The 18,886-nt window shown below is 36.6% G+C and carries 22 protein-coding genes and 1 tRNA gene; 14 read left to right on the top strand and 9 right to left on the bottom strand.

What is annotated here, in order from left to right:
- Nucleotides 1-17 precede the first annotated feature (17 nt).
- Entirely contained in the window at nt 18-305 is a 288-nt protein-coding gene (locus MKL51_RS06540) for a phenol hydroxylase subunit (protein WP_000193471.1), read from the bottom strand.
- Between the two features lie 370 nt (nt 306-675).
- Here MKL51_RS06540 and mobR point away from each other — a divergent pair, with 370 nt between their 5' ends.
- The gene (gene mobR, locus MKL51_RS06530; protein WP_017481384.1) at nt 676-2,346 is read left to right on the top strand and encodes a phenol degradation transcriptional regulator MobR; all 1,671 of its coding nucleotides are present in this window, start codon (nt 676-678) and stop codon (nt 2,344-2,346) included.
- Nucleotides 2,347-2,402: 56 nt separating this feature from the next.
- Here mobR and MKL51_RS06525 read toward each other — a convergent pair whose 3' ends face one another.
- Nucleotides 2,403-2,603, bottom strand: a complete 201-nt coding sequence (locus tag MKL51_RS06525; protein ID WP_078210158.1) for a heavy-metal-associated domain-containing protein — start codon at nt 2,601-2,603, stop codon at nt 2,403-2,405.
- 166 nt (nt 2,604-2,769) lie between these two features.
- On the opposite strand from MKL51_RS06525, the gene MKL51_RS06520 reads away from it, so the two are divergent.
- The 3 genes from MKL51_RS06520 (at nt 2,770) to MKL51_RS06510 (ending at nt 6,154) form a co-directional block, all read left to right on the top strand.
- Nucleotides 2,770-5,241 carry a heavy metal translocating P-type ATPase gene (locus MKL51_RS06520; RefSeq protein WP_017481385.1) on the top strand — a complete coding sequence of 824 codons (2,472 nt, stop codon included), beginning with the start codon at nt 2,770-2,772 and terminating at the stop codon, nt 5,239-5,241.
- A gap of 75 nt (nt 5,242-5,316) precedes the next feature.
- Nucleotides 5,317-5,718, top strand: coding sequence for a Cu(I)-responsive transcriptional regulator (gene cueR, locus MKL51_RS06515; protein WP_005070253.1), 402 nt, complete (start codon nt 5,317-5,319; stop codon nt 5,716-5,718).
- A gap of 28 nt (nt 5,719-5,746) precedes the next feature.
- A complete protein-coding gene (locus tag MKL51_RS06510) occupies nt 5,747-6,154 on the top strand; it encodes a GFA family protein (RefSeq protein WP_017481386.1) in 408 nt (135 codons plus the stop codon).
- 607 nt (nt 6,155-6,761) lie between these two features.
- On the opposite strand, the gene MKL51_RS06505 is transcribed toward MKL51_RS06510, so the two are convergent.
- Nucleotides 6,762-7,118 carry a four-helix bundle copper-binding protein gene (locus tag MKL51_RS06505; protein ID WP_017481387.1) on the bottom strand — a complete coding sequence of 119 codons (357 nt, stop codon included), beginning with the start codon at nt 7,116-7,118 and terminating at the stop codon, nt 6,762-6,764.
- A 459-nt stretch (nt 7,119-7,577) separates the two neighbouring features.
- Nucleotides 7,578-7,907, bottom strand: a complete 330-nt coding sequence (locus MKL51_RS06500; RefSeq protein WP_030039608.1) for a hypothetical protein — start codon at nt 7,905-7,907, stop codon at nt 7,578-7,580.
- 439 nt (nt 7,908-8,346) lie between these two features.
- On the opposite strand from MKL51_RS06500, the gene MKL51_RS06495 reads away from it, so the two are divergent.
- Nucleotides 8,347-8,940, top strand: a complete 594-nt coding sequence (locus MKL51_RS06495; RefSeq protein ID WP_005802640.1) for a LysE family translocator — start codon at nt 8,347-8,349, stop codon at nt 8,938-8,940.
- Nucleotides 8,941-8,988: 48 nt separating this feature from the next.
- On the top strand, nt 8,989-9,207 hold the full coding sequence (locus MKL51_RS06490; protein ID WP_017481389.1) for a hypothetical protein: 219 nt from the start codon (nt 8,989-8,991) through the stop codon (nt 9,205-9,207).
- Nucleotides 9,208-9,460: 253 nt separating this feature from the next.
- Here MKL51_RS06490 and xseB read toward each other — a convergent pair whose 3' ends face one another.
- Nucleotides 9,461-9,655, bottom strand: coding sequence for an exodeoxyribonuclease VII small subunit (xseB, locus tag MKL51_RS06485; RefSeq protein ID WP_002119890.1), 195 nt, complete (start codon nt 9,653-9,655; stop codon nt 9,461-9,463).
- Nucleotides 9,645-10,910, bottom strand: a complete 1,266-nt coding sequence (gene xseA / locus MKL51_RS06480; RefSeq protein ID WP_017481390.1) for an exodeoxyribonuclease VII large subunit — start codon at nt 10,908-10,910, stop codon at nt 9,645-9,647. Before xseA ends, xseB begins: the two co-directional genes overlap by 11 nt.
- A 255-nt stretch (nt 10,911-11,165) precedes the next feature.
- Here xseA and MKL51_RS06475 point away from each other — a divergent pair.
- A tRNA-Met gene (locus MKL51_RS06475) sits at nt 11,166-11,242 on the top strand.
- A 175-nt stretch (nt 11,243-11,417) separates the two neighbouring features.
- Nucleotides 11,418-11,651, top strand: a complete 234-nt coding sequence (locus MKL51_RS06470; RefSeq protein ID WP_005070233.1) for a hypothetical protein — start codon at nt 11,418-11,420, stop codon at nt 11,649-11,651.
- Nucleotides 11,652-11,803: 152 nt separating this feature from the next.
- On the opposite strand, the gene MKL51_RS06465 is transcribed toward MKL51_RS06470, so the two are convergent.
- A complete protein-coding gene (locus tag MKL51_RS06465) occupies nt 11,804-12,475 on the bottom strand; it encodes an XRE family transcriptional regulator (RefSeq protein WP_017481391.1) in 672 nt (223 codons plus the stop codon).
- A gap of 672 nt (nt 12,476-13,147) precedes the next feature.
- Here MKL51_RS06465 and MKL51_RS06460 point away from each other — a divergent pair.
- The 3 genes from MKL51_RS06460 (at nt 13,148) to MKL51_RS06450 (ending at nt 14,577) form a co-directional block, all read left to right on the top strand.
- Nucleotides 13,148-13,402 carry a hypothetical protein gene (locus tag MKL51_RS06460; protein ID WP_017481392.1) on the top strand — a complete coding sequence of 85 codons (255 nt, stop codon included), beginning with the start codon at nt 13,148-13,150 and terminating at the stop codon, nt 13,400-13,402.
- 209 nt (nt 13,403-13,611) lie between these two features.
- Complete coding sequence (locus MKL51_RS06455; RefSeq protein ID WP_002119864.1) at nt 13,612-14,001, top strand: hypothetical protein; 390 nt, start codon at nt 13,612-13,614, stop codon at nt 13,999-14,001.
- 30 nt (nt 14,002-14,031) lie between these two features.
- Nucleotides 14,032-14,577 (top strand): glycoside hydrolase family 108 protein, encoded by a 546-nt coding sequence (locus MKL51_RS06450; protein ID WP_017481393.1) that lies wholly within the window; start codon nt 14,032-14,034, stop codon nt 14,575-14,577.
- 96 nt (nt 14,578-14,673) lie between these two features.
- Here MKL51_RS06450 and MKL51_RS06445 read toward each other — a convergent pair whose 3' ends face one another.
- Nucleotides 14,674-15,291, bottom strand: coding sequence for a LysE family translocator (locus tag MKL51_RS06445; protein ID WP_017481394.1), 618 nt, complete (start codon nt 15,289-15,291; stop codon nt 14,674-14,676).
- A gap of 239 nt (nt 15,292-15,530) precedes the next feature.
- Between MKL51_RS06445 and MKL51_RS06440 the strand changes: the two genes are divergently transcribed.
- The 3 genes from MKL51_RS06440 (at nt 15,531) to MKL51_RS06430 (ending at nt 17,469) form a co-directional block, all read left to right on the top strand.
- Nucleotides 15,531-16,463 (top strand): LpxL/LpxP family acyltransferase, encoded by a 933-nt coding sequence (locus MKL51_RS06440; protein WP_017481395.1) that lies wholly within the window; start codon nt 15,531-15,533, stop codon nt 16,461-16,463.
- Nucleotides 16,464-16,806: 343 nt separating this feature from the next.
- Nucleotides 16,807-17,022: a cold-shock protein gene (locus tag MKL51_RS06435; protein ID WP_005070223.1), complete on the top strand. Its 216-nt coding sequence runs from the start codon at nt 16,807-16,809 to the stop codon at nt 17,020-17,022.
- A gap of 222 nt (nt 17,023-17,244) precedes the next feature.
- Nucleotides 17,245-17,469 (top strand): hypothetical protein, encoded by a 225-nt coding sequence (locus MKL51_RS06430; RefSeq protein ID WP_002117453.1) that lies wholly within the window; start codon nt 17,245-17,247, stop codon nt 17,467-17,469.
- 337 nt (nt 17,470-17,806) lie between these two features.
- On the opposite strand, the gene MKL51_RS06425 is transcribed toward MKL51_RS06430, so the two are convergent.
- Nucleotides 17,807-18,832 carry an IS30-like element ISAba125 family transposase gene (locus tag MKL51_RS06425; RefSeq protein WP_004994718.1) on the bottom strand — a complete coding sequence of 342 codons (1,026 nt, stop codon included), beginning with the start codon at nt 18,830-18,832 and terminating at the stop codon, nt 17,807-17,809.
- Nucleotides 18,833-18,886 lie beyond the last annotated feature (54 nt).

Raw genomic sequence — 18,886 nt, 5'->3', positions numbered from 1 at the left:
TTATCTCCTTATATTTTTTACATCTGATCATCGTGATCGTTGCTATTACGTTGCGTGCCGACTAAGGTTGCTTCAGTGCCATAGCGCCATTTTTCTTCCTGAGCATCATTAAAAGCTTGCTGTTCTTGGGTCATTTCAACCACTTGATTAGTCTTACAAAAATCATTAAATGCATGTTTAGGCAAAACCAGTTCCACAAATAGACTTGGGTCGTGAATGGCAAAATCGAACTCAATAAACTCTGCGTTTAAGTCGCCAGTGACCCGAATATATTTGGTTAATGCTTCGACTTGAGGTTGCGTCATGCTGTACTCCATCAAGACATGGTCTTGAAATTGATGAATGCTCCTTGCTCTTGCTACTAGCTTTACAAAAGCTATGCCAACTTTATTTTTATAATTGAAAACAATTACTTACTGTTTTTATTGAAAGTGCAGCGTTTTTAAAATTCACCATTTCATTAATTTTTTTGAATGGTGAAATAGATATATTCATGATTTGATGAAGAGGGCCGTAAAAATTTCTTTTTAGAATGTTTGAGGCTTTAAAAAGGAGAGATTTAGAAATACTTTTTTAGTATGAAGTTATGTCTTTAAGGTACTAGGACATTTATCTGGTTCTTCGATAAGATGAGATAAAACCCAAATGTGTTTAATGGATTAAAACAGATCACTCATGGCTCGAGTAAAATACGATACAACGGGACGATACGCAGATCATCCGCAAGAAATTCATGATCTGCTGTCTAAACTGCACTTTGATACTGCCCACGGCCAAATCTGGTTTGATGAATATCGGATGCTGCTTTTACACACCAGCATTATGGGGTATTTGCGTAAAGATTTAGCGCACATGATTGGACTTGAACGAACCAAGCGTTTTTTTATTCGATTGGGGTATCATGCTGGATTAAAAGATGCAGAAGTTACAACAAAAATGCGTCCCGATTTAAATGAACACGATGCTTTTATGGCGGGTCCACAAATGCATGCGATTCGCGGAATGGTTCAAGTACAGGCCAACCAGCTCAATTTAAGCCACGATAAAAAACAGTTTTATGCCGATTTAAATTGGCTTAACTCTTTTGAAGCCGATGTGCATTTAGAGCATTTTGGTCCAAGTGATGAACCTGCATGCTGGATGCTTCTTGGTTATGCGTGCGGCTACAGTAGTTTTGCGACGGGCATGACCATTATTTATCAAGAAATAGAGTGTAAAGCTTGCGGCCACGAGCATTGCCGTATTATCGGTAAGCCTTTAGAAGAGTGGGGAAATGCTGATGAGCTGATTCAGTTCATGTCTCCCGAACCTATGGAAAAAGAACTGATTGCATTGCAGGCTGAACTGTTTGAATTAAAAAAATCAATTTATAGCGACAGTGAAGCCGATTACCAATTATTTAGTTCTGTGGGTAAGTCAGCATCTTATAAACAGGTCTGTGCATTATTAACAAAAGCAGCAGGTTCGAAAGTTTCTATTTTGCTACAAGGTGAAACCGGCGTTGGTAAAGAAGCTTTTGCTCGAGGAGTTCATGCAAATAGCCAAAGAAAAGACCAACCTTTTATTGCAGTAAACTGTGCAGCGATCCCACCAGAGTTAATTGAGTCTGAATTATTCGGGGTAGAAAAAGGGGCTTATACAGGAGCGCATCAATCTCGCTTGGGCAAGTTTGAACGAGCCAATGGCGGTACTATTTTTTTAGACGAAGTGATTGAGCTTTCACCTCGTGCACAAGCAGCACTATTACGCATTTTGCAAGAAGGTGAATTTGAGCGAGTCGGAGATTCACAGACACGTATTTTAGATGTCCGTGTAATTACAGCAACCAATGAAGATCTTGAGCAGGCTGTAAAAACAGGGCGATTTCGGGCAGATTTGTATTATCGCTTAAATATTTTTCCAGTGCAGATCCCGCCTTTGCGAGAGCGCCGAGAAGATATTCCTTTATTGGTTGAACACTTTCTTCATCGCTTTGAAAAAATGTACGGCAAAACCATTCAGGATGTAAGTGAAAAGACCAAAGTTTTTATGCAGCAATATGAATGGCCGGGAAATATTCGTGAGTTGGAAAACTTATTAGAAAGGGCTGTTTTATTAACGGATGATCAGCAACTGATTAAGTTAAATGCCATTTTCCCACAGATCAAGCATGACCCAGAGCAGGCTGTAGTTGTTGAAACCGACTTTGAGCAATTGTTGCAGGCAGAGTTTAATTTAGAAGAACACGAGAAGCAGTTAATTTTAACGGCTTTAAAAAAGGCAAATTATAATGTGTCTGAAGCGGCACGTTTATTGGGGCTAACTCGGGCAGCATTAGATTATCGAATTAAAAAATTTCAGCTTTGAGTCAATATCAATAAACACAAAATAAAGGCCTAACTTTAAACGTTAGGCCTTATTGATTATTGCACTTTCGCTGGGAAACCATCTTCTTCAAGTGCTTCGGTAATTTTATCGATGCTTTCACTGCTTTCAACGGTCACGATTTTGGTTGCTAAGTCTACATCTACTTTTGCATTTGGGTCGACGTCCTGAATCGTTGCAGTCACACCACGTGCGCAGCCGCCACATGTCATATTTTCAATAAGTAGTTTCATGTTCATACTCCATCAAGAATGAGATGTTTGTTTGGATAACACTGAGTCTAAACCTTGTCATGATTGTAAGGTCAAGACCAAATTTTTAAAAAAATATGCTTGACCTTCCCATGATGGGAATCTGTATGCTCAATACAGAATATTAAATTTTGCAGATTTGCAGAGGTGTTTGATGGACTCAAAAAACACAAAATTGCCAGCATATAGTGAAACACTCTCAATTGAGGGCATGACCTGTGCCTCGTGTGTAGGTCGTGTCGAAAAAGCACTTAAGAAAGTTGAAAATATAGAGATTGCTAACGTTAATTTGGCAACAGAAAAAGCGGTTGTTTATTCAAATCAACCAATCCAGCGCGAAGCACTGGTTAAAGCAGTTGAACGAGCAGGTTATGATGTTCCCAAAGCTGCGCCAGTTGAGTTGTCTATTGAGGGCATGACCTGTGCATCTTGTGTTGCACGTGTAGAAAAAGCCCTTAAAAAAGTAGACGGTGTTCAACAAGCTACGGTCAACTTAGCAACAGAGCAGGCTTGGGTACAAGCAGATGCATCAGTTAATGTTGAAGACTTAATTCGCGCTGTTAAAAAAGCAGGTTACGACGCTAAAGCATCTGAAAAAAATCAAGATGAGCAACTCGATAAAAAAGCGTCAGAGTTAGATCAGCTAAAAAAAGATTTGATCATTTCGATTGTGTTGGCCTTACCTGTGTTTATTTTGGAAATGGGTTCACATCTCATTCCAGCTTTTCACATGTGGATCATGGACACGATTGGTCAATACAACAGCTGGCTTTTACAGTTTGCTTTGACTACATTAGTGCTCGTTTTTCCAGGTCGCCGTTTTTATCAAAAAGGGATTCCAGCCCTGTGGCGTTTGGCACCAGATATGAACTCGCTAGTGGCAGTTGGAACCTTGGCTGCCTACAGTTTCTCGGTCGTAGCAACCTTTATGCCGCATGTGTTACCACAAGGCACGGTCAATGTTTACTTTGAAGCGGCTGCCGTTATTGTCAGTTTAATTTTACTCGGACGTTATTTTGAAGCCAAAGCTAAAGGACGTACTTCGCAAGCGATTCAACATTTGGTAGGAATGCAGCCTAAAACAGCCCGTATTCAACGTGACGGTCAAGTGGTTGAAGTTGCTGTTGCTGAAGTGGTCAGTGGAACTATCGTAGAAATTCGTCCGGGTGAACGTGTGCCAGTCGATGGTGAAGTGGTTGAAGGGCACAGCTACATTGATGAATCTATGATTACGGGTGAACCTGTCCCAGTCGAAAAAGTAGTGGGACAACAGGTGGTCGGTGGTACGGTCAATCAAAACGGAACACTGAACATTCGGGCAACCGCGGTGGGTAGCTCATCTGTACTTTCACAAATTATTCGTATGGTTGAGCAAGCCCAAGGTTCTAAACTTCCGATTCAGGGTTTGGTCGATAAAGTCACTATGTGGTTTGTACCTGTAGTGATGTTAATTGCTGCAATTACTTTCTTGGTTTGGTTTATTTGGGGACCAGAGCCTGCGCTCACTTTTGGTCTGGTGAATGCTGTTGCGGTACTAATTATTGCGTGTCCTTGTGCGATGGGACTTGCAACACCAACTTCTATTATGGTCGGTACTGGACGTGGTGCTGAGTTAGGTGTCTTGTTCCGTAAAGGTGAAGCTTTGCAGCTTTTACAAGAAGCGCAGGTCGTTGCAGTTGATAAAACGGGTACACTCACCGAAGGCAAACCGACACTGACTGACTTTAATGTGCAACAGGGCTTTGAACGCAAACAAGTGCTGACTTTAGTTGCCTCAGTCGAAGCCAAGTCTGAACACCCGATTGCACTCGCGATTGTTCAAGCAGCAGAAAGTGAAGGCCTAAACTTATTACCAGTAACAGCATTTAATTCGATTACAGGCTCAGGTATTGAAGCGGAAGTTTTAGGTCAAAAAGTACAAATTGGCGCAGATCGTTATATGCATCAACTTGGTTTAGACACTAGCTCATTCCAAGCGATTGCTGCTCAATTGGGTGAAGAAGGCAAAACACCGCTATACGTTGCTATTGATCAGAAACTTGCTGCAATTATTGCCGTGGCAGACCCAATTAAAGAAACAACCTATGCTGCGATTGAGGTCTTGCATCAATTAGGTCTCAAGGTTGCCATGATTACAGGAGACAACCGTCATACGGCGCAAGCAATTGCCAAAAAGCTGAACATTGATGAAGTTGTGGCAGAGGTTTTACCCGAAGGCAAAGTGGACACAGTTCGCCAACTGCAAAAACAATATGGTCGTTTGGCCTTTGTAGGTGATGGCATTAACGATGCACCAGCCTTGGCGCAAGCAGATGTCGGTTTAGCCATTGGTACAGGCACAGATGTTGCCATTGAAGCTGCAGATGTGGTGCTGATGTCAGGTAGTTTAAAAGGCGTGCCGAATGCAATTGCATTAAGTAAAGCCACCATGCGAAACATACGTCAAAACCTGTTCTGGGCATTTGTATATAACGTAGCCCTAATTCCAATTGCAGCAGGTGCGCTATATCCAGCATTTGGCGTTTTACTCTCGCCAATGTTTGCAGCAGGTGCAATGGCACTTTCTTCGGTTTTTGTTTTAGGTAATGCATTACGCTTAAAACGCTTTCATGCGCCAGTACAGTAAGCGTGCTGAAAATCAACTTTTGGTTTAAGATCATGACAGCAGATCTTAAACCAAATTTAGTATTTGAGGTGTGAGATGAATATTGGTCAGGCATCCAAACATTCGGGCATTTCGGCGAAAATGATTCGCTACTATGAAGAAATCGGTTTACTTGAAGCAGCTCAGCGTTCTGCTTCAGGCTATCGCATTTATTCAGAAACAGACCTTAAAACTTTAAACTTTTTAAAACATGCCCGAGAGTTAGGTTTTTCATCTGAACAGATGAAAGAACTCATTTCGCTTTGGAAAAATACAGATCGGCACAGTGCAGAGGTGAAAGCCTTAACCGTAAAACACATTGCCGAATTAAAACAGAAAATTGCCCATCTTCAAGAAATGGTCAATATTTTGCAGGCTTCAGCCGATGATTGCTGCGGCAACCAGCAAGCTTCTTGTGCCATTTTAGATCATATTGAAAAAGGGGTGGGTGTAAGCTAAAACTTATAAAAATAAAAAAGGTAGAATCATGATTTATACAGCTTCTTGTCTTTGCAATGGCGTTCAACTCAACATTAATGCTGAATTAAATCCTATTATGGTTTGTCATTGTAAGCAATGCCAAAAAGCACAAGGGGCTGCTTTTGCTGCCATCACTCAAGTACAAAAAAGCGATTTAGAGATTGTACAGGGTGAAAATCTTTTGCAAGCGTATTTTGCTTCTCCAAACAAAAAGAGAGTGTTCTGTAAAACTTGCGGTTCACCGATCTGGAGTGAACGTCTAGATAAGCCAGAAGTGGTACGCCTGAGGGTCGGACTTATTAATGAAGAAATATCGACGCCAGTCATCTCTCATGCTTTTGTCAATTCACAAGTGAAGTGGTATCCAATTTGTGATGACGCTCGTCAATATCCAAATGGGGTAGAAAACTCTTAAATATTAAGGAGAGATCGTATTTTGTTCATTTGTAAAAAAACGTGAACAAGACTAGTCATGAATAAATAATGTGCTATAAATGTACCTAAGGTAATCGTAATATCTCCTCGCTCCACAGGGAAACTTGGGACAGGGCAAAAGATACGATAAAACCTTACATATAGCTAGCAAAGAGCAAACAAGAGTTGGATAGACACAACGCTTATATTGCTCACCGTTGCAGAAAAGCCCGTGAAACGGGCTTTTTTAATGCCTGTAAAAAAGCTATTTCTTATTTGGAAATATTTTATATTTTTAAACTATTTATGAAAAAGTAATGTAAAAATAATAAAATATTTCAAATATACAGACTTTTCTGTATTGCAATTTGTTTTTATTAAGGGTACATTTGGTTAACGGTTTAAAGTTCAAGTTTAATAATGAACTCATGGTCGTTGTGGGAGATCTAAGAGCCTGCATTTTCCCCAAGATGCGGGTTTTTTTTATGCCTATAAAAAAGTAAAAATTGTAATCAGCTTAAATAAAAAATACCTAATCTATAGTTATTTAAAAATTTTAATGAGCCTACGATCTAAAGATTGCGTAGGCTTAAAGTTGTGAATACCACTTAGGAGCGATATGCCAGACAAGCTTGTGCGCAAGCAAGGCACGCTTTAGCACAAACTTGGCAGTGTTCATGGTCATGTTTACTGCATTCTGCTGCACAAAGTTGACAAGCGTTCGCACAAAGTTGCATGGCTGATTCTGCTAGTTCAGAGTTTCTGAGTTCTAAAGACGTACAAAGTTGGCAGGTTTCTACACATGTCATGCAATGCTTAATACATTCACGCATCATACTTACATGTTCTTCTTGCAAACATGCCGCTGCACATGTTTTGCAGGCAATCATACATTCAATGCAGGTTTGAATTGAGGTAGAGGTATTACAAAATAAAGAAGAGTCGGTTTCTTGTTGAGTTTCCATAAAAGTTCTCCTGTCGAAGACTATTATTAAAAAACAGAATATTGTTATCTATTTTCATTTTATAAAATCATTTGTTTGCTAGGTGAGTTTGAAATGAAAGGTCTACAAACGCTCAATAGGGTTTAACCTCGTATAAGAATGTTACATCTAGCTAATTCAGTTATAAATTTCAAAACTACTTGTCTAGCATTAGGTTTAAAATTTGATTTGATATAATACTTTTGGCTAATTTCTTATTGTGCGAAAATTGGGCAAATTATCAGTGTGAACTTTAAGGGCACACGAAATGGAAAACGTTAATCAATTTGCTCACGGAGCTGAGCATGAAGTCCACATACATTGCAAACGATCATTAAGCACTTTAATACTGAGTATGCTCGTATTAATTACAACTGGTCGTTAAAAGAAAAAGCACCTAAGGGTGCTTTTTCTATATGAGTTTAAAGTAAATACCTTTAATTAAGAGTCTATAAAGCCACGCCGTTTTTTGTAGGCTTTACGGTCATAAGAAGGGATGTTTGATTGCTGGAGATCAATCGCGAGTTGTTTCTTGCGTTGAAACTGAACTTCACTTAGAAGAGCAGCATAAATTTTGGGGCGGACAGTTTTAAACTTTTCTACATCCAATGGAATCGTATCTTCATTCTTAACAATGTACAGCACAGAGCCATTGCCATTCGTTTCATAAACCGTCCAACCTACTCGCACAATGTAGAGTCCGGTTTTCTGATTCTTACCTAAATAAGATTTAAAACCATCTGGATGAGGGCGAACATAAGCATTCATCATGCATCCTCCATCATCTGATTTATTTGATGAAAGCGACAATCAAAGAATTGATGGGGAACGGGACATCATATTCAGTAAAATCACGATTTCTAGTTGTTTATATATTGATCAATTTTCAAATTTCAAGTCAGAAAAAAGCGTTTATTAAATAAGCTAAATAAGGGTTAAATATTAAAAATAACGGCTTATTTTTCTGTGAAAAAAAAGCTTGATTTAATGGTTTAGCGAGCATAAAAAATAGCGCTTATTCTATGTTTCTGTGATCGATTTTGCATATTTAAAATTATTGAAATAGTAAGTGAATTTGTAGTCAGGTGGAGTTAATTATTTGTTTTAAAATTAAAAAAAAATTCAATATTTCTTGTTACAACCATTATGTCGACAATAGATATTCCTTTTTGACATATTTCGCCTAGCATAACTAAAGAGTTCGTTGCCTATGGTGTCATTTATGTTTATTGGACTTGTGGTCACCATTTTGTTGACTCCAGGCCCAACAAATACATTGTTAGCCTCGGCTGGAATACAAGCAGGGGTGAAGCAGTCTCTTAAACTTATTCCTGCTGAAGTGATGGGTTATCTCATTGCAATTACTTCATGGGGTGTTTTGCTTGAGTCAGTTTCACATTTTATCCCTTGGCTTCCTGCCTTATTAAAGTTAATAAGTGCAACTTTTATTCTCTACCTTGCATTTAAACTTTGGATAACATCAACAAATGATATCAAATTAGACAGCCCACTAATTACGCCTAAGGCTTTATTTGTTGCAACACTTTTAAATCCTAAAGCTTTACTCTTTGCTTCTGCTATTTTTCCACATGCAGCATGGGAAGTGCTTCACGTTTATTTTGTGCATATTGCTATTTTTTTATCATTAATTACACCCATTGCATTTTTATGGATTGCTTTTGGAACCGTATTAATTTCAAACAAAGTAACTTGGTTAAACCAACGTAATTTACAACGTACGGCTGCATTTATTTTAACTTTTTTTGCGATGCCAATCGGCTATTCTGCGATTAGCTCATTTTAAACTTAACCCTTTATTTATATTAAAAAATTTAATTTTCAGGAGATTTTCATGACAAGATTAAAAGTAATTATCAAGGATCAGTTTGATAAAGAATCAATTGCTTTGGCAAAAGTTAGACCCATGAATGACCACGTGCTTGAGCTTCATAAAAGTGTTGAACATATTGAAATTAATGACGATATTATTTTGCCCAATATGGATTTGCTCTATGAAAACCCTAAAGACGGCAAAATTTATCAGTTAATTGGTCCATTCAGTGAGGAATAACTCTTAAATTAAATTTAACAATAACCATGAGTAAAGTTTGTGTTTTGTATGGTCTTAATAGAAGTCATTTAGTTAAGAGATGGTGAAAATTAAGCCAAACTAACGTATAGACACAATTAAAATATTGAACATCTAAAATGGTTATGGGACTATGCCTGTGTAAAAATGTGACCTAATCCACATTTTTGCATTTCAGGATTAAGTGGATTTCACTAAGCCCATTCCTTCAATGAGAAGTAGGAGTGGGCTTTTTTTATTCTTTAAATGTCTCATCTAGAGCTTGTTGAACGGCTTCAATACGTGACTTGCATGCTTTATAAGCCGTAATAGATTCTTCAACAATTTTCATTAAATTATCGATATCCGGGCTTTCCTGAGATTCAAGTAATTCGGCATTTTTCTTCAAAATGTCATGACCATCTTTAAACGTTAACTCTTCATTCTTCATTTGGAATTACCTGCGTAATGTTGGCTTCAACCACACCATCTTGCATCTCAATAGCAATGGCGGGGCTTGAAATTTGATGTATAGAGCGAATCGCTTTTCCTTCTGATCTAACAATTGCATAGCCCTTGGCTTGAACCTGTTTCGGGTTTTGCAAAAGGATTTCCTTCATCAAAGATTCGATTTGGGCTAATGAAAATTTAACTTGTTGTTGTGAGCTAAACTGAATACGTTCTTTCATCTGGTCAAGCAAACGATGTGCCGAGCTAAGTTGACTCTGTGCTGAAGATTTTATGTGATGAAGCAGTTGATCATTCTTGCTTTGATAGGTCGTGATTTGATGCTGAGAAAGTAGCTTAATCGTTTGCAGACTATCTACAGCTTCTTGGACGCGTTCAACAATGTGGTTGCGAATACCAGCAATCACTTTACTTGGTGTGTCAAACGAACGGTGTGCAATCTCATCTAAGATAGTACGGTCTTTTTCATGACCAATACCTACCCAAATCGGTACACTGCGTTTGCAAAGTAGGGCGGCAAGTTCATAATCATTTAAATAAGCTAAATCATTCACCGATCCACCACCGCGAATAATCACAATCAAATCAGGTGGAAAGTTAAATGTACTGGCCCATTGTCTTAAACCTGAACCTAAAGATTCAATCAAACTAGTTGCAGCCGTGTTTCCTTGAAAAGTAGCGGTGTGATACACAAAATGGCAAACCCCATTTCGCTCAAGTGCATCTGCATCTTTTTTAAAGTCACCAAGGCCCGCAGCATTTTGAGGAGCAATGACTAAAACATTTTGAATATCAAAAGGAGTGGGAAGAAGTTTATTTTTATGGATTAAACCTTCTTGAGTAAGTCGTTCAATAATTTGCTGATAACGTTTAGCAATTTCACCCAATGTAAAACTTGAGTCAATCTCTTCGATGTTGACCGAAAAACCATATTGAGGATCAAAACGTGCTCTAATTTTGATGAGTACATTTAAGTCACTAGAAATCTCAATCCCAGTTTCACGTTCGAACTTTAAAACAATTTTACTCGCTGAAAATTTCCAGATCGTGGCTTTACAGCTGGCAATAACTTTATCAGTCTCTGCATCTTTTTCTGCGAGCTCTAAATAGTAATGACCGCCCTTAATATTTAAATTTCGAATTTCTGCTTTTACCCAAACTGGCTCATCAAAAGCCACACGTATGACTTCCTGAACTGTGCCGAGATATTCACTAAGGGAAAACTGAGGTTCAGACATACGAACTAAAAATTAAAGGGCCAAACTAAATAGTATAAAAGCCATCCAACCAAGGCAATTGTTGTCTATGAATATCGGGTTCTATTTAAAATAAATACAACAATTTAAAGAATTAAAAATTGAAATTGATAGGTGAATTTAGACTGAACGGTTAAAATGAAAAAATAATAAAAAGAGAATTGTTAATAATTACAACCGATTAAAAAATAAAGTTTGCTTTATAAAATATATGAGCGTATAAAGCTTACTTCCAATTGCGGGGTGGAGCAGTCTGGTAGCTCGTCGGGCTCATAACCCGAAGGTCGTTGGTTCAAATCCGACTCCCGCATCCAAAAATATTATGCTCTGTGATGTACCACTTTTCATAATACGAAAATTATGAAAAGCAATTAGCTTATAAATAACCCTATATAAAGCTAAATATTAAATTCTAGACGAACTGTCCATACCCTAAATCTAGCGTTCTAATTACATACCGTAAAATCACATGAGCTCAGTGATGAGTGAATGATTGTGAATATAGTAAATGAGTGGCACATTGCCACAGCCGTAAATGGCAACGAAATTAATGTGAGGATTGTTCCTCATGTGCGTAAACAAAACTCTCTCGATGGATATCGTTGGGTCGAAGTTGGTAAAAAAATTCAACTTCAATCTGGTGAAGAAATTGAGTTAAACCAAGATGGTAAAAGCTTCTATACCGGGTTTAATCAACTTTATCGTTTAAATACATATTGTTGATAAAACCATGGTAATAAAGCGAGAAAACCTATCTCTTTTAAAGGAGATAGGTTTTTTTATGTCTACAGGTTATATGAATAATTAAAGTTATAAAAAGGCTGAAAGGATTAAAAAAGCTCGTATTATTATTTTAATTATATTTAATAACTAAATTAGCCTGCTCGCCAGAACTGTCGACCCATGACCTTAAAGTTTTTACCGTTCTCTTCTGTTACGCGTCGATCTCTAAATTTTTCATTTAAACTGTGCAAAATTAAAGAACCATCTGCTTCTTTAAAAATCTGTTTAATCATTCCTTCACCGGCAAAGTAAACCGCATAAATCTCGCCATCAATGACTTCAGTCTGTGAGATATCAATACCGACCAAATCTCCATCTTTAATGTAGTCGGTCATGCTATCGCCTTTAGCTTTAATAATACGCATGCATTCTTGTGCAACACGTTTTTCTTTAAAGAATGAAGCGGGGAAAGGAATTTTTCCATTAATAGCATCAAAGTGAAATTCAATAGATTCGCCAGTCCCGCAAGAAAAGTTAGCTTCTACAACTTCAATCCAAACATATTGATCGGTAGATTCTGCACTCACCACAGTCGGGCTTAATACATCACTTTCTCTAAAAGAATCTTCAGTATTCCCAGTCGTTAACCAATAACCATCCACTCCTAAAAATTGGGCAATTAAAGGAAGAAATGCAGATTTTAAATTTTTCCCTGACTCTAAAGCCTGATAGGCAGGTTGCGACATTTTTACAGCTTCTGCCACTTCAGCCTGAGTTTTTTTGGCTTTAATTCTAGAGTCTTTTAAACGGTCTTTAAGAGCCATAATGGTTACACCAGTAAACTTATAACAAATATATAACTTAAGTTATATCTAGTAAAACAACTATAGTTATTGACTAATAATAACTATAGTTATAATATCAGTTATATCTCAAGATGAATAGAGAAAATTTAAGTGGTGCCTAAGTCACTATTTATCGCTTTATCAAAGCTTTGAGATGGAAGCTAAATTTATTTTGTTTCTAGAGGTAGCAGAATAAAAGGGAGATAGCTCAATTATTATTTGCAAACAGGCTATCAAAACAAAAATTGGAATAAAAAAAGCCCGCTTCCGTGGATCAGGCTTAATGTTCGTCGATAAAGGGTATCAAGAACATGAAGAATTTAACAAAGATTGTGAGACCTAACAAAAGTTTCCGATATACGGCAAAGCCTTATATGAACTTTTTGGTCAAAAAATTAAGGCGTGTAAAAAGCTTAAATCCACAAAATTTAATACTTTTTTACATTTTTAGAAAAGGAAATATTTGTTTATAAATTAGTGGCTTAATTGCATATAGTTTGGTTCTTTATGATTGTTGTACCAGATGAAACGTTTTGAACACACATTTGTAGTCATAGCTTAGCTATATTGCTCAAAGAATGTATCAAAACCTCAAGAATAACAAACGATAAAGACGCCTTACTAACGAGTACATTGAGTTGGAGATAGTGAATGACTACAGCAATGCAGAACAGAGCTAAACAACTTAAAAATGCAAAACGTGGAGGGTATATCCCGACAATTGCCAAAGACGTAAACAAATATAAGGTACAAAAAATAAAAAGGGCACTTGAGGAGGCCAAGCAGATTGTAAATGAGCTTGAAGTTGACGCATTCGAATTCGATGATCAAGTCTCTATGCAAAAAGCGATTGGTGCAATCACAGTGATTGAGTTGATTGAACAAGCCTTAAACGGTGCACACTAACAGGCTTTAGCATACAAACATTCTTTCTCGGACCCCTGAAATAAATGGGGTCAAGGATAAGTTCGTCTTGCAATTTAGCGCTGCTTTAAAGCGTTAGTGTTTTTTATTGACTGTAATAAAGAAAACGAAGGGATTAATAAACATTGAAAACCACAAGTTGGTCAACGTGATGAGTTTTCAAGTTTTACCCTTTAGCGCAGGACAAAGTCATGGAAACAGTTTCTAGCAGTGGGTTAGCCACATTTTTAAATTTTTATAGTATTGCAATTATGGTGGCTCTAGCAGTCAGCTTAGTTGTCGCAGTTGTATTAATGATGCGTTTTCCTCGTTCTCCACAAGAATGGATTGTTGCTCTTATCTGTACCGTAGTTTCAAGCCTGACAGGCGGCTCATTCATTATTATGAAATGGAACCTGCATGAATGGGTATCCGATATTTGGGGAATGATCACCCTATCTGGATTCTTCTTCATTTGTGGTTTACCAGGCTGGGCTATTGTGAGATGGATATTTAACTTCATCAATAAACAAGAAGGTAAAACGATTGTAGAGGTCATTAAAGACCTAAAAAAAGCAAAAGATGATCTCCAAAATAGCTAAAGACAGCTTTAAATATAAAGGTAGAATAAAATGAATATTGATCAATACTTAGAAAAAGTTATCAGCCGAGAAGGCGGATATGTTAACCATTCATCAGATCATGGCCATGCGACTAAATTTGGCATTACAGAAGCAGTCGCTCGATCGAACGGATATCAAGGCAACATGCAAGACTTGCCCTTAAGTGTCGCCAAATCTATTTATAAGCAAAAATACTGGCTTGAACCACAGTTTGACCAGATTAATGCGATTAGCCCAGCTATTGCAGAAGAGTTACTGGATACAGCTATAAATTGTGGCATCAATTTTACAAAGCCTTTATTACAACGTGCTTTAAATCTGCTGAATAAGCAGGGGAAGGAAGGTTGGTCAAATCTTGTGGTAGATGGCCAGTACGGACCTCTTACTTTGCAAGCACTGGCTACGTACTTAAATAGACGTAATAAAGAGGGTGAAAAAGTACTTGTGCGCATTTTAAATATTATGCAAGGGCAGCATTATATTGAAATTACCGAGAACAACCCTAACTACGAAGATTTCTTTTATGGTTGGATATTAAACAGAGTAACACTCTAAAAATGTATTAGAAGAGAACATGTTTAAAGATCTAATGAGTTAAAAAGCCTAACCATGAGTTAAGGCTTTTTAACAAACAATAGGTCGAGCAATGCTTTATTGTATGATGAGTAAAATGGCAAGTAGAAAGAAAATAGCACCACTAATTTTATTGAGTATCGTGAAATTATTTCCAGCTAACATTTTCTCTTTAAAAATTGAAGAGAAGTTTGCGTAAACTAAATGAATTAAAAAACCAATAAAACAAAAGGTTAAAGAAAGAATTAAAAATTGATTTAAAATCTCTTTCTTGATATCAATAAATTGAGGGAAGAGTGCGATAAAAAATACGATTGTTTTAGGATTAAGCAAAGATGCGAATAGGCCCTGATAAAACAATTTAGATTTACTTACAGCTTTATCTTTTTGTTGATCGGTCATTAACTCTTGCGTTGCAAGTTTTTTAGTGAAGTTTTTATATCCGAGATACATTAGATAAAATGCACCAATAAACTTTAAAACCGTAAAAATAGTAGGGTTACTGGTAATAACAAGTCCTACACCGCTGGCAGAAATTACAGCAATCACAAACATACCAATAATTAACCCACTTATTCCAAACAAAGCAGTTTTAACACCATAGTTAATTGAGTTTGTGACAGTAAATAAAACTCCCGGTCCTGGGCTTAATAGGGTAAGAAATGCTATTGTTATAAATACTAAAAGACCGCTCACGCTGATATATCCTATTTATCAATTGAGGCAAGATTGTGCGCTTACTTTAAATGAGAAAATAATCGATGTATACAGAAGGTTATGTATATTTAAGTCTTAAATAGATTAAATATTTAAAATATAGATTTATATAAATAAATAGGGCATATAAAACTATAAAAGTGAAAGCAACATAAACACACAACGTTAAAAATTGAGCATGTTAGTATGCTAAGTCTATACCTCAAGAAATCTATAGTATGACGAAAAATGAACGGCAGTTTAAATCTGGCGAGTTTCAATTTTCCTTTTTATCATTTAAATATTGGGGTATATGGTTTTTAGCTTTTATTCTAATGTTATTTGCGATGTTACCTTGGGCTATTCAATGGCGCCTTGCTGATTTTCTATCAAAAATAGCATGGATATCTTTAGGTTCTCGAAGAAAAACAACGCTACGTAATTTACAGGCATGTTTTCCTGAAAAAACACCTCTACAGATTGAAACAAAGGCCAAGCAAGTTTTCGTCGACACCTTAACTGGTGTGTTTGAAGCCCTAAACGCATGGTACTGCCCAAACTGGTTTAAAAGCCGTGTTCACATAGATGGATTAGAGAACTTAACCAATAATCAGGAAAATGGCGTACTTTTATTAGGTACCCACAGTACGCTTTTAGATGCAGGTGGAGCGGCGTGTACTTTATTCTTTAATATGGACGTGGTTTACCGACCTCAAAACAATCCGTTTTTAGATTTTCTGATTCATCGTAGTCGTGCGCGAGTGTATAAAAACCAAATTGCTCGAGACAACATGCGTGGACTCATACAAAACCTTAAACATGGTCATGCGATATGGTATAGCCCAGATCAGGATTTTGGCTTAAAACAAGGCGTAATGGCATCATTTTTCGGTATTCAGGCAGCCACTGTTACAGCGCATCGCAGACTAATGGATATCTCAAAAGCAGCAGCCGTGCCTTTATATTTTTACCGTAGTGGTGATATTCGTAATCCGCAATATCATGTTTTAGTAGAGCCAAAATTAGAAAACTTCCCAAGTGGCTGTGAAGTCAGTGACGCTGAAAGGGTAAATAAGATTATTGAGAATCAAATTCGTATTGCGCCTACACAATACATGTGGTTTCACCGGCGCTTTAAAACACGCCCTGCTGGTGAACAGAAATTCTATTAATGGCGTCAGTAACTCAAGAATTAAAAGTACTTCTTTCAATTAAAATATAGAATATTAGATTTTTAATTGAAAGGATCTTTAATCAAATCAAGATGAAAGATGTGGAGTCAACACTATAAAATTTTTCTTGCTTTAATTATTTTGAATATCGATTGCAAATGATTTTGAAGCGTGTATAGTCGAGCATAACTAACAAAATATTCTTGTCATCATAAATTTCTATTTCGCAGTTTTCTTTATAAGTCTTCGGTTCATTCAGATATTTAAGTTTTCACGTCTATTTTTTAGTTAAATTGGTTTCCCCAATAATAAGTTATAATATTTTAAAATTTAGGATAAATATATGTCTACTTCTACTGGTACAGTAAAATGGTTCAATGAAACTAAAGGTTTTGGTTTTATTGCGGCTGATGAAGGTAAGGATATTTTCGCTCATTTTACCGATATTCAAACACAAGGTTTTAAGGTTCTCTTAGAAGGTCAACGTGTTGAGTTTACTGTAGTACAGGGTAAAAAAGGCCCACAAGCTTCAAATATTGTGATTCTTCAGAATTCATAATTTCATAGAGCGACTAGAGTTGTTTTAAATATATTATTTAAATAGAATATGTTTAAGGCTAAAGCGCTTTAGTAGAGATTAAAAACCCACTCTATCTTGTGGGTTTTTTATAAGTTTTAATTAAACTTATCTTTAAAAATAAAAAGCAGAATAAAAATGTGCTCTTAAAAGTGCTTCTAAATTTTTTGTTAAAATATAAGTAATTAGGTGTATGGAACTAAAATGGATATTTGTATTGGCGGTATTTTAGACGGTCAAAAGATAGAAAATCATAATGATGTTTTTAAGATAGAAGAGCACTATTCGGACAATAGCTCTCAGTATGTTAAACAGCATTTCCACCTATTTGGAAAAATATTTACCTTTTGGGTGTGCGAAGATATTGATTTACAACAGGCAATCAGAAAAGCCGAGAGAATTTTAGCGAATAAGAAAGAAACTCTTTAGTTGTTTGAACTAGAACACTTCCGTGCCTTAATTTGGTTTAAAGATTTTCTTATTAAGTAATAGATATTTTTTATATTAGCTTAATAGAATTCGTTACAGAATTTTTTACAATACTCTTGTATATGTTACACAGCTTAACATTTTTTTAGTGGTATTTACTAACAATAGTAATACATTAGGCTTAATCTAAAGTTGTTTTATTTATTGCGCGAATAAAACAAAACCCACTTTAATAATATATCTTATTAAAGTGGGTTCTTTATTCAGACGGTCATCATTAATTCAATATACATAATTAAATTATAGATAATATTTGTTGTTATAAACCTCGGCGAATTCAAACATGAGGTGCGACAGTTTCAAAAGCCATATGATAATCAACAAGCTGAGCAAATTTCTCTAATGGTGTAAGCCAATCTAACGCCTTTCTAGGACGAGTATTCAGTGACATGGCAACTTGATTTAAATAATGCTGATCTGCCTGATTTAAATCAATCCCTTTAGGTAAATATTGCCTAATTAAACCATTCATATTTTCGCATGTGCCTTTTTGCCAAGGTGAATGTGGGTCACAGAAATATACATCTATGCCTAAATCTTCTTCGAGTATTTTATGTTCTGACATCTCGCGTCCACGGTCATAGGTCAACGTTTTACGCAGTTCTGCAGGTAAATATTTCAGAGCTTCAGTTAAAGCCTTGCGCACTGATTCTGCCTTTGCATCAGGTAATGTTGCCAAGATACAGAGCCGTGTATTTCGTTCAATAAGTGTTGCTATCGAACTTTTATTGTCTTTACCTTTAATTAAATCAGCTTCCCAATGACCCGGTATTTTTCTTTCTTGAACTTCGGCTGGGCGCTCATGAATAGTTTTAATATCCTGTAATATAGAATCTTTTTTAGGTTCACCGTTAGCTTTTCGCTTTTTATTTTCATGACGCAGACAGGATAATAAGTCTTTTTTCAACTCACCCTTGGGTAATGCTCGTATCGTTGAATAAATCGTTGTATGGCTTACATTCATTGTTTGATCCAAATCAGGAAATGTCTTTAAACGCTTTGCTATTTGCTGAGGAGACCATAAACAACGGATCGCTTCAACAATAAATTTCCAGAGGATTGAATCGATTTTGAGTTTTCTGTGACCACGTCTACGTCTAGCGAAGGTGTTATCAGAAGCATATCGAGCTTGATAAACGTCATTGATGCTATTTCTTTTAAGCTCACGATAGATCGTACTAGGATGTCTTTTAATGAGTTCAGCAAATTTTCTGGCTGAAAAGCCTTCTTTTCTTGACTCAAGCATTAATGCAGTACGATCTTCAAAGTTAAGATGATGGTATGACAATTTTATATACTCCATAAACCCTTTAAATTAATTAGGTGGTTTATGTCGCACTTCAAGTTTTACTCTGCC

Source organism: Acinetobacter sp. AOR18_HL, from assembly GCF_027855145.1.
Taxonomy (GTDB): Bacteria; Pseudomonadota; Gammaproteobacteria; order Pseudomonadales; family Moraxellaceae; genus Acinetobacter; species Acinetobacter pittii.
The sequence above is the reverse complement of the archived record's forward strand: the minus strand, read 5'-3'. Positions and strand labels throughout refer to the sequence as shown.

Coding starts and splice junctions, on each gene's coding strand:
- MKL51_RS06540 (WP_000193471.1), bottom strand. CDS start 305: ATGACGCAACCTCAAGTCGAAGCATTAACCAAATATATTCGGGTCACT.
- mobR (WP_017481384.1), top strand. CDS start 676: ATGGCTCGAGTAAAATACGATACAACGGGACGATACGCAGATCATCCG.
- MKL51_RS06525 (WP_078210158.1), bottom strand. CDS start 2,603: ATGAACATGAAACTACTTATTGAAAATATGACATGTGGCGGCTGCGCA.
- MKL51_RS06520 (WP_017481385.1), top strand. CDS start 2,770: ATGGACTCAAAAAACACAAAATTGCCAGCATATAGTGAAACACTCTCA.
- cueR (WP_005070253.1), top strand. CDS start 5,317: ATGAATATTGGTCAGGCATCCAAACATTCGGGCATTTCGGCGAAAATG.
- MKL51_RS06510 (WP_017481386.1), top strand. CDS start 5,747: ATGATTTATACAGCTTCTTGTCTTTGCAATGGCGTTCAACTCAACATT.
- MKL51_RS06505 (WP_017481387.1), bottom strand. CDS start 7,118: ATGGAAACTCAACAAGAAACCGACTCTTCTTTATTTTGTAATACCTCT.
- MKL51_RS06500 (WP_030039608.1), bottom strand. CDS start 7,907: ATGATGAATGCTTATGTTCGCCCTCATCCAGATGGTTTTAAATCTTAT.
- MKL51_RS06495 (WP_005802640.1), top strand. CDS start 8,347: ATGGTGTCATTTATGTTTATTGGACTTGTGGTCACCATTTTGTTGACT.
- MKL51_RS06490 (WP_017481389.1), top strand. CDS start 8,989: ATGACAAGATTAAAAGTAATTATCAAGGATCAGTTTGATAAAGAATCA.
- xseB (WP_002119890.1), bottom strand. CDS start 9,655: ATGAAGAATGAAGAGTTAACGTTTAAAGATGGTCATGACATTTTGAAG.
- xseA (WP_017481390.1), bottom strand. CDS start 10,910: ATGTCTGAACCTCAGTTTTCCCTTAGTGAATATCTCGGCACAGTTCAG.
- MKL51_RS06470 (WP_005070233.1), top strand. CDS start 11,418: ATGATTGTGAATATAGTAAATGAGTGGCACATTGCCACAGCCGTAAAT.
- MKL51_RS06465 (WP_017481391.1), bottom strand. CDS start 12,475: ATGGCTCTTAAAGACCGTTTAAAAGACTCTAGAATTAAAGCCAAAAAA.
- MKL51_RS06460 (WP_017481392.1), top strand. CDS start 13,148: ATGACTACAGCAATGCAGAACAGAGCTAAACAACTTAAAAATGCAAAA.
- MKL51_RS06455 (WP_002119864.1), top strand. CDS start 13,612: ATGGAAACAGTTTCTAGCAGTGGGTTAGCCACATTTTTAAATTTTTAT.
- MKL51_RS06450 (WP_017481393.1), top strand. CDS start 14,032: ATGAATATTGATCAATACTTAGAAAAAGTTATCAGCCGAGAAGGCGGA.
- MKL51_RS06440 (WP_017481395.1), top strand. CDS start 15,531: ATGACGAAAAATGAACGGCAGTTTAAATCTGGCGAGTTTCAATTTTCC.
- MKL51_RS06435 (WP_005070223.1), top strand. CDS start 16,807: ATGTCTACTTCTACTGGTACAGTAAAATGGTTCAATGAAACTAAAGGT.
- MKL51_RS06430 (WP_002117453.1), top strand. CDS start 17,245: ATGGATATTTGTATTGGCGGTATTTTAGACGGTCAAAAGATAGAAAAT.
- MKL51_RS06425 (WP_004994718.1), bottom strand. CDS start 18,832: ATGGAGTATATAAAATTGTCATACCATCATCTTAACTTTGAAGATCGT.